This is a genomic window from Nocardia alni, from assembly GCF_019038435.1.
Taxonomy (GTDB): Bacteria; Actinomycetota; Actinomycetes; order Mycobacteriales; family Mycobacteriaceae; genus Nocardia; species Nocardia alni.
Window position 1 is genome coordinate 12,549 of the sequence record NZ_JAGPOX010000079.1, and the last position, 13,387, is coordinate 25,935.

Below are 13,387 nucleotides of genomic sequence, written 5' to 3' on the forward strand. Positions count from 1 at the left end.
ATGGCGGCGCCGGGCGGTGACAGGGTACGGCCGCTCCCGCAGACCCCGGCGGCGCTGGAACTGCGACATGCCGTGCGCGATTGGCTGGGGCGCTACGCGCCGAACGGTGTCGTTGCCGTGGGCCTCTCCGGGGGTGCGGATTCGCTGGCCCTGACGGCGGCGGCCGTCGCGGAGGCCGAGGTGGTCGACGCGCTGATCGTGGACCACGCGCTGCAGGCGGGGTCGCAGGCCGTGGCCGCCGCGGCGGCCGATATCGCGCTGGGGCTGGGGTGCCGGTCGGCGCGGGTGCTCACGGTCGAGGTGACCGGCGAGGGCGGTCTCGAGGCGGCCGCCCGCAGTGCTCGATACGCCGCGCTCGATGCGGCGCGCGGCGGCCTGCCCGTGCTGCTCGGCCATACCCTCGACGATCAGGCCGAGACGGTGCTGCTGGGGCTCGCGCGCGGATCGGGCGCGCGCTCGATCCGCGGTATGGCCGATTTCGCCGATCCGTGGGGCCGTCCGCTGTTGGGTGTGCGCCGGGCCGCGACCCGGGAGCTGTGCGCCGACCTGAGCCTGACCCCGCACGAGGATCCGCACAACGCCTCGCCCGAGTTCACGCGGGTGCGTCTGCGCACCGAGGTGCTGCCGTTGTTGGAACGGGTGCTCGGCGGCGGTGTCGCCCCGGCGCTGGCCCGGACGGCCGAGCAACTGCGCGAGGACGGCGCCGTCCTCGATGAGCTTGCTGAAAAGTTGCTGAACGCCGCGAGTGATGCCGGATCACTCTCGATAGAGACCCTCGCCACTGCGCCGGTGGCGCTGCGCCGACGCGCCATCCGGTCCTGGCTGCTGGCCGCGGGCGCAAAAGCATTGACGGACAAGCATTTACGCGCGGTCGACGCGTTGGTCACGAACTGGCGGGGCCAGGGCGGGGTGGCCGTGGGCGGTGCGAAGCCGGGGACGAGGTTGGTTGCCAAACGCGAACATGGGAAGCTGACGCTGGCGTTTACACCACATTGATCCGGCGATCGGGATCATCGCCGGATCATCACCGAAGGGAACCCACGCACGTGTATGGGGACGACATCGCGTCGGTATTGATCACCCAGGAACAGATCCAAGCGAAGGTCGGTGAACTGGCCGAAATCATCGCCAAAAGATATTCGACGGATGTACCCGAGTCCGATGGGACCGCCGCCCCACTTCGTCCGGAGGGGGACTTGCTCCTGGTCGGCGTCCTCAAAGGCGCGATCTTCTTCATGACCGACCTGGCGCAGGCCCTGCCGATTCCGACTCAGATGGAATTCATGGCCGTCTCCTCGTACGGCTCGTCCACCTCCTCCTCGGGTGTGGTGCGCATCCTCAAGGATCTGGACAAGGACATCGCCGGACGCAATGTGCTGATCGTCGAGGACATCATCGATTCGGGCCTGACCCTGTCCTGGCTCAAGCGGAACCTGTCCAGCCGCAATCCGGCCTCGCTCGAGGTGGTGACGCTGCTGCGCAAGCCCGACGCGCTGCGGACCCAGGTGGAGGTCGCGCACGTCGGTTTCGACATACCCAACGAATTCGTCGTGGGCTACGGATTGGACTACGCCGAGCGCTACCGGGATCTGCCCTACATCGGCACGCTGGATCCCAAGGTTTACAGTGCTTGACTAAGTGTGACTAAAATCACAGTTTTATAACACGGCCCGTCCGACCGGGCCGAGCCGTTGTTGCTGGCACGGCGATCGGGGGTGCGCAACCCTGCTGTGTGGAGGGTTGCGGTTCGTGGTGATCGCCGTTACTGCTGGTCGATCTTCTTTATTGTCGGCTGAATACTCGATTCGGCGGGGTCGTGGGGGGTTTCCGGAAATTCGCGGAGGCGCGTGCGCGGCCGTTTTGGTTAGGCAATATGCTGTCCTTAACAAACCTGCTGGCTGTTTCTTGCCCACAATCAAGACTGTGGGCCTTGATACCGCTGGATTTTCACCATCGATTCTGATAGCAAGGTGCTATGGACCCGCATTTGCGCGACCTGCGGTATTTCGTCGCCGTCGCTGAGGAACTGCACTTCACCAATGCCGCTCAGCGGCTGCACATCGCCCAACCCACCCTGTCGCGGCAGATCCGCCAGCTCGAGCGTCAGCTCGATGTGGTGCTGTTCGACAGGAACCAGCGCAGCGTGGCCCTGACCGTGGCGGGTAAGGAACTGCTCGAGGGGGCTCGCAAGATCCTCGAGCTGTGGGAGGTCACCAACGTCGCGCTGCAGGAGGCGGGTGAGGTCCTGCGCATCGGCATCCAGAGCTCGATCGGGCGCGGCCTGGTCGCGGATCTGGAGAGCGCCAGCGGGCATCGGCTCGCACTGCACTCGGCCTCCTGGACCGACCCGTCCAGCGGGCTGGCCGGACGTCAGGCGGATCTGGCGCTGATGTGGCTGCCGGTGCCGGATGTGGGCCGCTATCGATGGCAGGTGTTGCGCAGCGAGTCGCGCTGGGTGCTGCTGCCGGAGAACCACGCGCTGGCCGAGCACGAGGTCATCGACTTCGCCCAGCTGGCCGACCAGCCGTTCGTCGCGATGCCGCCGGAGGCGGGCGCGGCCCGCGACTTCTGGCTGGGCAACGACGCGCGTGCGGGACGCCAGCCGAAGATCGGCGGCGACGCCGCGACCGCGGAGGAGCGCCTCGAGGCGGTCAGCCTCGGCCTCGGCGTATGCCTGCTGGCCGAGAGCAATGTGCCGATGTACCGCTGGCCGGGCCTGACCGCGCGCCCGGTCTCCGGCCTGCCGCCGTGCGAGCTGGCCGTGGCCTGGCGCGCCGACGACGACCGCGCCACCATCCTCGACTTCGCGAACCGGGTGCTGTCCGGCGGCTTCGGCGCCGACGGCCCCGTCGCCGCCGTGGCCGCTGCGGCGGCAGACTGACCGCGTCGCTCCGCCGGCGCCCCGAGTTGCTCGAGCGCGGCTGCGGGATCAGGGCGCGGTGCGTCGCCAGGGGTGAGCCGACTCGAGCTGCGCGGCCAGGCGCAGCAGGGTCGATTCGCTGCGGGGCGGTCCGGCCAGCTGCGCGGCCACGGGGGTGCCGGTGCGCGGATGCAGTCCCATCGGCACGCTCACCGCGGGCCAGCCGACCAGATTCCACAGCGGGGTGAACGGCGAATACCGTGCGTTCGTCACGACATTCGCCAGCCAGCCGCGGCTGTGCCAGGCCACCGCTCGCGGCGGCGGGGTGGCCAGGGTGGGCGTTATCACGACATCGTGCTGGTCGAAGAACTCCAGCAGCCGGGCCTCGATGCGATCGACCTGGCTCGGCCGGACCAGTCCCGCGCGCAACACCGCGCGGCCCAGGGCGATATGTGTGCGGGTGCGCCGCTGTAGTCGCTCCGGATGCGCGACGGCGTCGGCCTCGCGCGCGGCGTTGGAGACCCAGCGCAACGTCAGAGCGGTGGTCGCGCCGGCGTACGGCAGCTCGGCCTCGCGCACGGTGTGCCCGGCCTCCCGCGCGACGTGGGCGGCGTCGGAGGCCGCCCGCGACCAGTGCTCGTCGGCCCGCATCAGGGGCGAGGGCGCGCCGACGGCCAGTGCGATCCGAAGTCCGGCCGGCGACTCCAGATCGGCGAGGGTGGGTTGATCGGCCAGGACCGACAGCACCAGCGCGGCATCGGCGACCGTGGTGGCCAGGACGCCGTTCTCGGCCAGGCCGCCCCAGGAGTCGAGGCCGACCTCGGCCGGGACCATCCCCCGGCCGGGCTTGACGCCGAATACGCCGCACGCCGCGGCGGGGATGCGGATCGAACCCATACCGTCGTTGCCGTGCGCCACCGGCACCAGACCCGCGCCGACCGCCGCGCCCGACCCGCCGGAGGAGCCGCCCGCGCTGTAGCGAGTGTTCCAGGGCGAGCGGGTGATTCGCGCCGGGGTGTCGGTGGTGCCGAACAGGCCGAACTCCGGGAGTTCGGTGAGCCCGACGACCACCGCGCCCGCCGCGCGCAACCGCCGCACCACGGGATGGTCGGCGCTCGCTGGGCGCTCGTCACCGGCCAGCGAGCCGCCCCGGGTCACCTCTCCCGTGACGTCGATGTTGTTCTTCACCGCGATCGGCACACCGGCCAGCGCCAGCGCGTCCAGGTCCGGACGCTCGGCCAGCGCCCGGGCCTCCGCGACGGCCTGTTCGGCGCGAACGAGGCTGAATGCGTTCACCTTCGGATCGCCGAGGCGAATTCTTTCCAGGGCGGCCTCGGCGATCCGTTCGGGGCGAACGGCGCCGTCGCGCACCGCGGCCGCGATGGCCGTCGCCGTGCGCAGGTCCGGCGGGGGATTGGTGTCGTGATCGGCTGTGTCTTCTGGTCGCTCGCTGCGCTCGCTCTTGCCTCCGCTGCGCTCCGGCACGAGCGAGGGCTCGGCTGTGTCTTCTGATCGCTCGCTGCGCTCGCTCTTGCCTCCGCTGCGCTCCGGCACGAGCGAGGGCTCGGCTGTGTCTTCTGGTCGCTCGCTGCGCTCGCTCACCGATACCTCCTGAGCGGCGCCGGTGGCGGTGGTCGTCATCGCGTCGGCTAGGGCGGCGCCCTCGTTCTGCATACTGTCAAGCCCCTGTCGCGTCGTGGTCGAAATGGGCTGATTCGGTGCTGATGCGAAAATTATCATTTAGGCATCGATCGGGGGATGATGGTGTCGGGTGTGGCGCAATCTTCCGACGTGACCGGGCGTGAGGTGTGTGGATGAGTGACAGTCCCGGCTCCGGTGGCCGGTTCGAGCAGCCAGTGGCCGGAACGGAATTCGGTGCTGTCGCCGAGTTCGCGGCGGCCTGGCAGAGTTCGGGCCGTCCACCGGAGATCGCCGACTACCTACCCGACGCGCAGACGCTGCGGTTGGGTGCGCTGGTCGAGCTGATCCGGGTCGATCTACGGCACCGCTGGCTACGTCGTCCCGCCCGCCCGGATGCCACCGCGGTCCAGCCGCCCAAGCGGCTGCGCGACTACTGCGCCGAATTCCCGGAACTGGCGCCGACAGCCATTCCGGCCGGGCTGGTGTACGAGGAGTTCGTCATCCGCCGCCACAGCGGCGACCGAGTGGATCCCCGGGACTGTCTGCGCGAGTATCCGGAGCAGGCGGCCGAACTGCGCGAGCTGCTCAATGCCGACGACGAGGATCAGAGCACCCGGCGCGGCGGATTCGAGACCACCGCCGGCGCGGCCGGGCTCACCGACACGGCATCCGCCGCCTGGCTGGGTGATCCGACCCGCACGACCGCGGACTTCATGGCGGACCCGGCCCCGGCCGACGGGCTGGACAGATTCCAGATCGGCCAGCGCGTCGACGATTTCGATCTGCTCACCGGGCTGGGCAGCGGCGCGTTCGCGCGCGTGTTCCTGGCCCGTCAGCGCACCCTGCAACGTCTGGTAGCGGTCAAGATCTCCGCCGACCGGGGTACCGAGCCACAGACGCTGGCCCAGCTCGACCACGACTACATCGTGCGGGTATTCGATCAACGGCTGCTGGAGGATCCCGAGGACCGATATCAGGCGGGGGTGCGCCGGCTTCGGCTGCTGTACATGCAATTTCTGCCGGGCGGGACGCTGCTGAGCGTGCTGCGCTGGGTGCGCGCCACACCGCCCGACCAGCGCAGCGGGCAACTGCTGCTGGACGCGGTCGACGCGGCGATGGAGGAGAAGGGCGAGATCCGGCCGTCCGACTCGAGCGTGCGCGCCCAGGTCGCGGGGCTGTCGTGGCCGGAAACGGTGGCGTGGCTGGGGCGGCGGCTGGCCGAGGCGCTGTCCTACGCCGATGCGCACGGCGTGCTGCATCGGGACGTGAAACCCGCCAATGTGCTGCTCACCGCCGAGGCAGTGCCGAAACTGGCCGATTTCAACATCAGTTTCAGCAGTGCGCTGCTGGACGACAGCCCGGTCGCCTACTTCGGCGGCTCGCTGTCGTACATGTCGCCCGAACAGCTCGAGGCCTGCCACCCCGATTACCAGCGCACCGCCGCGGACCTGGACACTCGCGCGGATATCTACTCCCTCGGCGTGGTGCTGTGGGAATTGCTCACCGGCGCGAAGCCGTTCGCCGATGCGAGCGCTTCCGACGATCGCGGTGACACGACCACCCTGTCCGAGATGCTGGCGCTGCGCCGGTCCGGAGTGGACGATCCGGCCCTGCAGCGATTGCCGCCCGATTGCCCGGCCGCGCTGCGGCGGGTGCTGCTGCGGTGCCTGGAACCCGACCGGGAACGCCGCTGGGCCAACGGCACGGATCTGGCCCAGCAGCTGGAACTCTGCCTGGATCAGCGGGCCCGGGATCTGGTCGATCCGCCCGCGGGCAGTTGGCGGCTGCGGCTGCGGGCGTGGCGCGTGGTGGTGGTCGCGCTGGCCATCGGGGTGCCGAATGTGATCGCGTCGCTGTTCAACATCCAGAACAACCGCTCGCTGATCATCGACCGGCTCGACGGATCCGCCCAGCACACCTTCATGGTGGTGACCGGCGTGGTGAACGGCGTGTTCTTCCCCGTGGGCATGATGGTGCTGATCTATCTGTCACGACGGGTGATCGCCGTGCCGTACGGCCTGCACCGAGGACGCGCCTACACGTCGGCGACCCTGGCGCAGGCCCGATCCGCGACCCTGCTGCTGGGGGATCGCACTGTGGTGGTGGTCTTTTCGCTGTGGGGACTGGCGGCGATCACCTTCCCGATCATCATCGAGCTGGAGACCGGTGAGGTCACCCCGCAGGTGCTGGTGCACTTCCTGTTCTCGATGCTGGTGTGCGGCGCGATGGCGGTGGCCTATCCGTTCTTCCTGGTGACCTTCTACATGATGCGGTGCATCTATCCGATTTTCCTGCGGCACGGCGACTTCGGTGCGCGCGAGGCACGCGCGCTGCGGCGCCTCGCGCGCCGCAGCACCACCTATCTGGCCGTGGTCGCCTCCGTGCCGCTGCTTGCCGTAGCCGGGGTGACATTTCTACCGCCGCAGGATATTCCGGGCGTCATCGAGGTCGTGCGGGTGTTGTGCGTCGGCGCGATCATCGCGTTCCTGATCGCCTACATCATGTTCCGGGCGCTCGAGCAGGATCTGCGCGCACTGGAGCGTGTGGTGGAGCCCACGGGGGCGGGCCGGAGGTGAGCGACGCGGCGACGGAATCCGTCGCGCGGTTCGCCGCCGATTGGGAGGCCAGCCTGCGCGGGACGCGGGCCGAACCGCCACGGCTGTCGCACTACGTTCCCGATGGCAGCGCGGTGCGGCTCTCGGTGCTCGCCGATCTGGTTCGCATCGACATGCGCCAGCGCTGGCAGCGCCCCGGGGCCCCGGGCAGGCGGATGGTGGACTATGCGCGCGAGTTCCCCGAACTGGCCGGCGGACCGCGGTTCGTCGAGCTGGTCTGCGAGGAATACGCGGTGCGGCAACAGTATCGGCGGATCGCGGTGTCGGAGTTCGTCGGTGAGTACGCCCCGGAGTTCCCGGAACTGGCTGTGCGGCTGCGAACGCTGCTGAACGGCCGGGACGACCCGCCGCCCGCCGAGGGTGATCCGGCCGACCCCGCGGCGGTCGGCATCCTGCCCGCCGATGTCGAGATCGGCGCGACACTGGACGATTTCGACCTGCTCACCGTGCTCGGCGGTGACGAGTCCGCGAAAGTGTTTCTCGCACGGCAGCGTTCGATGCAGCGGCTGGTCGCGGTCCGGGTCGAGGTGGGCGCCGGGCACGACGCGCACACCGTCGCGCAGCTGGATCATCGGTACATCGTGCGGGTATTCGACCAGCGGCTGGTCCCGGCGCGCGCGCGGCAGATTCTGCGGTTGCAGTACATGCAGTACATGCCGGGCGGCAGCGGCGACGACCTGATCCGCCTGCGGCGCACCGCGACAACGCTCGACGGATCGCTGCTGCTGCGGTCGGTGGATGCGGCCATGGCCGCCAAGGGGGAGATTCGCCTGGCGGATTCGAGTGTGCGGGCGGAGCTCTCGGCCCTGTCGTGGCCGGAGGCCGTGGCATGGCTGGGACGCCGACTGGCGACGGCGCTGGATTACGCCGACCATCAGGGGCTCGCACATCGCGCCATTCAGCCCTCGAATGTGCTGTTCACCGCGGAGGGTGTTCCCCAGCTGGCCGATTTCTCGCTGAGGAGTCCGAACACTGCTGCGGCACAACGTATTCGATGGTCCTACTGGTCGCCGGAGCAGCTGGCCGCATTGCACGATCCCGACGCGCCCGAGCCGGACGCGCGCGGCGACATCTATTCCCTGGCCGTACTGCTCTGGGAAATACTCACGGGCACAAACCCATTCGACGATACGCCCGCAGTCTCGGATGACGCCGGCCGCGATGAAGCGGTCGCGCTACTGCTTCGCCGGCGCCGGGCCGGTGTCGGCGCCGGCGCGATAGCACGGCTGCCGCCGGATACTCCGGCCACGCTGCGACGCGTGCTGCTCGAGTGCCTGGACCCGGATCCGGCGCGCCGCCGCCGGTCCGGCGCGGATCTGGCCGGTCAGCTGGAACTGTGCCTGGATCCGCGCGCCCGCGACCTGGTCGATCCGCCGCCGAACAGTCCGCGACGCCGAACCAGGGGCTGGCTGGCGCCGATCGCGGTGATCTGTGTCGCGCTGCCGAACCTGCTGGCCAGCCTCTACAACATCCGGTTGAACAAGGTGCTGATCATCGATGGGCTCTCGGCGGCTGCTCAGGCGCGGTTCGCCACCGTGGTCGCGATCAACAACGTGGCCACGTTCACCGTGGCGGGTGTTCTGATTCTGGTGCTGTGCCGTGGGCCCTTCGTGGCCGCGTACCGGCTCGCGCGCGCCGGTCCGTCGCGGGAGTTCATCGCCGATCCGGCACGGCTGCGGGCGCAGACGCTCACGATCGCGGACCGTCTGGTGTGGGTGCCCTTCGTGCTGTGGCTGGTGGCCGGGATCGTGTGGCCGTCGGCGTTGATGTGGTCCGGCGTGGTGCTGCCGTCGCACGGCGTGCTGCAGTTCTACGCCGCGCAGGCGGTCTGTGCGGCGATCGCGCTGGCCTATCCATTCTTCCTGGTCTCGGTGTACGTGGTGCGGTCGGTGTATCCACAGCTGCTCGTGATGGGCGGCGCCGGGCCCTCGGACGGTCGGCAACTGCAGCGACTGCAGCGGCGCAGCACGGTATATCTGGCGGTGGCGGCCGCGGTTCCGCTGGTCGGTGTTGTCAGCGTCACCTTCGTGCCGACCTGGCAGCTGGCGCAGGTGATCGTGGCGCTGCGGGTGCTCAGCGTGGGCGGTATCGCGGCCTTCGTGCTGACCTATTGGCTGTTTCGGTTGCTCGAGGCGGATGTGCGGGCCCTGCGGGGATGGTGCGTCGACGGTGTCGACGGGGGACACAGCAGGTGAGCGAGCACACAGACGGCCGAGCGTCCGTGCGCCCGTGATCCGCGGGCGGCTAGGGTCGGCGGAATGGTCCGCAACGATACCGAGATCTCGCTGGAGACGCTGGCAGCCCGGGTGTGGGAGCGTGCGAGCGCCCGAAGCGGCCGATTCGTGCTCGGTATCGCGGGACCGCCCGGCGCCGGGAAGTCCACGTTCGCCGCCGCCCTGCGCGACGCTCTCGACGCGCTGGCCGGTGCGGCGGTGGCGGAGGTCGCGCCGATGGACGGATTCCATCTGAGCAATATCGAACTGCGGCTGGCCGGTGCGCTGACCCGCAAGGGCGAGCCGGACACCTTCGATGTCGCGGGCTATCTCGCCGGACTGCGACGGCTGCGGGAAACGCCACTGGGACAGCCGGTTTCGTGGCCCATCTACGATCGCGAGCGGCACGAGCCCGTGCCCGGCTCGGTGGTGTTCGAGCGGCAATCGATCGTCCTGACCGAGGGAAACTACCTGCTGCTGGACGATTTCGGCCCGTCGACCTGGTCGGCGGTGCGTGAATTCCTCGACGAGACCTGGTACCTGGATGTTCCGCACGAGGTGCTGGCGGAGCGTCTGCTGCACCGGCACATGCGCGGCGGCAAGAGCGCGCGGTACGCCGAGACCAAGGTGGCGCAGAGCGATTTGATGAACGCGGAGCTGGTCGCCGGAACCCGGGAACGTGCGGATCTCGTGCTGTACGCCGACGGACCGAACTATCGCATCGGGTGAGCAGGATCGGAAATCAGCGGGGCAGGTCCGCGATCCAGGCGCGCGTGCCGAGATGGCAGCAGGCCAGCGTCGCGATCCCGGCGGCGCTGCGTAGCGCCTGCGGAAACGACTGTCCCGCAACGTGATAGTGGCAGAACGCGCCGTGCATGATGTCGCCCGCGCCGAGGGTGTCGACCGCGACCATATCGGCACCGGCCACCGCGATCTCGCCGCGCTCGTCCGGTGTCGAATACCGAATCGGCTTGCCGCCGTATGTGATCGCCGCGTGTCGCACGCCCTGCGCGTGCAGATGGTCGAACAGGCCGTCGGCCCCGCCCGCGACGCCCGGCGGGGCGAAGGCGGCCGAGCAGATCGCGATATCGATCAGCGGCAGCAGACCGGCGTGTGAATCCTTCCAGCGTCCCCCGTCCAGCACCACCGGAATGCCGCGTGCGCGGGCGGCGGTCGCGAATCCGAAGGCCAGCTCGGGGTAGTGCCCGTCGACCAGGACGATCGCCGCGTCGTTGAGCGGTCGCACATGGGTGGGGTCGAAGGGTGCGGAGATGGCCGAGCCGTCGAGCGAGACGATGGTGCGCGTCCCGGCCTCGGTCGCCACGATGATCGAGGACACCGGCGGGCGATGCCGCTCCCCGGGTGTCGCGTCCAGCGGGGCCACGCCGTGCTCGTCCAGATCGTGCCGGATCACGTGGGCCAGCTGATGCTCGCCCAGCGCGGTGACGAGCGCCGGTGTGCGCCCCGACAGGGCCGCGAAGGTGACCGCCGCGTTCGCCGCGGGACCGCCCGCACCCAGGAACTGATCGTGCGCCTGGGTCTTGGTGTCCTCGTCGGGATACCTCGCCACCGAATAGGCGATATCGAGGGTCGACAGCCCGACGAACACCGCAATTGCCATAGCGGCGGATTTTACAGATAGTTGCGTTGGCGTTCCGGGTTGCTCGAGCGGGTTGTCGGCTTGGCATGCTGTCGGTTGGAGTGTCCAGCTTCGGATACTGGCTGACTGTGTACCTCTACGCAAAGGAACTGGCGCGTGCTTGCGTGGGCGGGCGTAGCGAGCGTGTCGGGCCGAAGGTATCCCGATCTGCTCGGCCGGGTTGTCGGCTTGGCGTGCTGTGGGTTGGAGTGTCCGGCTTCGGATTCTGGCTGACTGCGCACCCCCACGGAAAGGAACTGGCGCGTGCTTGCGTGGGTGGGCATGTGCCGGAATGGCGGAACACCAAAGTCTTTATAGGTCGGCGACGCGACCTCTGGCGGAGTTGAGTATGTCGAGTACGCCCAGGCGACGCGGACCGTGTGCCCCGGCCGCACGCATCGCGCTCAGCGCCACGACGAGTTTGTTGGTGTTGTAAGGGAACCAGAGCGGTTCCTTCTGCTGCGTCGGGAGGATCGGCGTGGTGATCGCCTGTGCCCGGCAGTATTTGCGCACGCCGTCCGCGCCGCCCCAGCGGGCGCCGACGCCGGATTGCCCCCAACCGCCCATCGGCAGCGCGAAGTTGAACAGGTTGGCGAACATGTCGTTGATGTTCACCGCGCCCGCGTCCAGTTGCCGCGCAATGCGTTCCCCGCGCACCCGATCGCCGGTCCACACCGAGGCCGACAGCCCGTAGCGTGAATCGTTGGCCAGCGCGATGGCTTCGGTCTCGTCGGCCACCCGCATCACCGGAAGCAGCGGCCCGAACGTCTCCTCGGTCATGCAGAGCATCGAATGGTCCACCTCGACCAGCACCGTCGGTTCGAAGAAGGTGCCGACGCCGGTCGCCTGGCCGCCGGTCAACACCTTGGCGCCCTTGGCTATCGCGTCTTGGACATGTTCGGTGACGATGGCCTGCTGCGCGTCGTTGGCCATGGCGCCCAGGTCGTGCTCGGGCTTGCGGCCGTCGATGCCCTGTCGCAGCTCGCGCACGTGCGCGGTGAGTTTGTCCAGGAACTTGTCGTAGACCGGCGCCTCGACGTATATCCGCTCGACCGAGATGCACACCTGTCCGGAGTTGAACAGGGCGCCGAATGCGATTCCGTATGCGGCACGGTCGATATCGGCGTCGGCGAGCACGATCGCGGGATCCTTGCCGCCCAGTTCCATGCTGTACGGCAGCAGGCGTTCGGCGCAGGCCGTCGCGATCCGCCTACCGGTCGCGGTGGAGCCGGTGAACTGCACGAAGTCGACGTTGTCCACTACGGCCGCGCCGACCTGCGGGCCTCCGGTGACGACCGTCAGCACCGGTGGCGCACCGATCTCGGCCCAGCCGCGCGCCAGTTCCAGTGCCGACAGGGGCGTCACCTCCGACGGCTTGAGCAGTACCGCCGCGCCCGCGGCCAGCGCGGGGATCACGTCCAGGGCGGGCATGGCCAGCGGAAAGTTCCACGGCGTGATCACCCCGATCACCGGATACGGCCGATACACCGTCGTCAGGCGCTTGACCCGGGCCAGGGGGCTGTGCGGGGCGGGGTGTTCGTCGGCGAGGAACCGCTCCGCGCGGCGCGCGTAGTAGCCGAGCAGATCCACCGCGAAGCTGGGGTCGATCAGCGCGTCCACCCGCGGCTTGCCGGTCTCGGACTGCAGGACGTCGGCGAGGTGATCGTTGTTGTCGATCAGCCAGTCCTGGAATTTCAGTAGCCACCGCTTGCGCCCGCGCGCGCCGATAACCTCCCATTCGTGCTGGTGGAGGCGTAAATCCCGGACCGCGGCGGCCACTTCCTCGGCGGATTGCGCCGCAACCTCGGCCACGACCCGGCCGGTGGCCGGATTGCGGACGACGAGTTCGGTGGGCCAGGTGCGCGATTCGGTATCGGACATGGTGTCGGTTTCTCCCGGGCGCTGCGTTGTTGTGACGTGGGAATCTGTTTCCTGGGTCTCGATCGTGTCACAATCACGCCTCCGGCGATCGGCGTTAGCGGTCAACCCATGGCCCTGACTGGCCGTCCGGTGGCCGCCGGGTTCGGCGCGCAGGAGGATTCGACCCTCCACCGGATGTGGAGCGTTGCTTGTTCAGACATGTGGCAGCCGGGTCCGGCGTCCACGGCGGACGAGCCGGACCGCCGCGGCCTCATGGTCAGTCCGTGCTGGCGAGTCTGCGCAGCGGTGGTTCGGTGGTCGGCGGCACGCGACGATCGGGAAGTTCGGCCAACAGTGCGGTGGTCGCCGCGGCGACGGCCGCGACCGCCTTGTCGAAGGCCGGTTTCGTCGTCGAGGACAGGCCGGTCAGGCCACCGACCTTTCGCACGTATTGCTGTGCGGCCGCGTAGATCTCCTGCTCGGTCGCAGGGGGCTCGAGCCCACGCAGGACGGTGATGTTCCTACACATGGGGCCGAGATTAGCCCTCGACACCCCTGT

10 protein-coding genes are annotated in these 13,387 nt (G+C 69.1%); 6 read left to right on the forward strand and 4 right to left on the reverse strand.

Translation table 11 applies throughout. The features are described from left to right. The 3 genes from tilS (at window position 1) to JZ791_RS26630 (ending at window position 2,881) form a co-directional block, all read left to right on the forward strand. On the forward strand, window positions 1-996 hold the full coding sequence (gene tilS, locus JZ791_RS26620; RefSeq protein ID WP_216897969.1) for a tRNA lysidine(34) synthetase TilS: 996 nt from the start codon (window positions 1-3) through the stop codon (window positions 994-996). 50 nt (window positions 997-1,046) lie between these two features. Next, window positions 1,047-1,634: a hypoxanthine phosphoribosyltransferase gene (gene hpt / locus JZ791_RS26625; protein WP_216897970.1), complete on the forward strand. Its 588-nt coding sequence runs from the start codon at window positions 1,047-1,049 to the stop codon at window positions 1,632-1,634. A 341-nt stretch (window positions 1,635-1,975) separates the two neighbouring features. Next, window positions 1,976-2,881: a LysR family transcriptional regulator gene (locus tag JZ791_RS26630; RefSeq protein WP_216897971.1), complete on the forward strand. Its 906-nt coding sequence runs from the start codon at window positions 1,976-1,978 to the stop codon at window positions 2,879-2,881. A 48-nt stretch (window positions 2,882-2,929) separates the two neighbouring features. Here the strand turns inward: JZ791_RS26630 and JZ791_RS26635 are convergent, their stop codons facing one another. Continuing rightward, entirely contained in the window at window positions 2,930-4,534 is a 1,605-nt protein-coding gene (locus JZ791_RS26635) for an amidase (protein WP_254206340.1), read from the reverse strand. 140 nt (window positions 4,535-4,674) lie between these two features. Here JZ791_RS26635 and JZ791_RS26640 point away from each other — a divergent pair, with 140 nt between their 5' ends. The 3 genes from JZ791_RS26640 to JZ791_RS26650 all read left to right on the forward strand — a co-directional run bounded on the left by JZ791_RS26640 (window position 4,675) and on the right by JZ791_RS26650 (window position 10,058). Next, on the forward strand, window positions 4,675-7,077 hold the full coding sequence (locus tag JZ791_RS26640) for a serine/threonine-protein kinase (RefSeq protein ID WP_216897972.1): 2,403 nt from the start codon (window positions 4,675-4,677) through the stop codon (window positions 7,075-7,077). After that, entirely contained in the window at window positions 7,074-9,311 is a 2,238-nt protein-coding gene (locus tag JZ791_RS26645; protein ID WP_216897973.1) for a protein kinase domain-containing protein, read from the forward strand. Before JZ791_RS26640 ends, JZ791_RS26645 begins: the two co-directional genes overlap by 4 nt. A 63-nt stretch (window positions 9,312-9,374) precedes the next feature. Continuing rightward, complete coding sequence (locus JZ791_RS26650) at window positions 9,375-10,058, forward strand: nucleoside/nucleotide kinase family protein (RefSeq protein ID WP_216897974.1); 684 nt, start codon at window positions 9,375-9,377, stop codon at window positions 10,056-10,058. Between the two features lie 13 nt (window positions 10,059-10,071). Here JZ791_RS26650 and JZ791_RS26655 read toward each other — a convergent pair whose 3' ends face one another. The 3 genes from JZ791_RS26655 to JZ791_RS26665 all read right to left on the reverse strand — a co-directional run bounded on the left by JZ791_RS26655 (window position 10,072) and on the right by JZ791_RS26665 (window position 13,357). Continuing rightward, complete coding sequence (locus tag JZ791_RS26655; protein ID WP_216897975.1) at window positions 10,072-10,950, reverse strand: PfkB family carbohydrate kinase; 879 nt, start codon at window positions 10,948-10,950, stop codon at window positions 10,072-10,074. A gap of 330 nt (window positions 10,951-11,280) precedes the next feature. Then, window positions 11,281-12,849 carry an aldehyde dehydrogenase family protein gene (locus tag JZ791_RS26660; protein WP_216897976.1) on the reverse strand — a complete coding sequence of 523 codons (1,569 nt, stop codon included), beginning with the start codon at window positions 12,847-12,849 and terminating at the stop codon, window positions 11,281-11,283. A gap of 256 nt (window positions 12,850-13,105) precedes the next feature. Beyond that, complete coding sequence (locus tag JZ791_RS26665; protein WP_216897977.1) at window positions 13,106-13,357, reverse strand: DUF2277 domain-containing protein; 252 nt, start codon at window positions 13,355-13,357, stop codon at window positions 13,106-13,108. Window positions 13,358-13,387 lie beyond the last annotated feature (30 nt).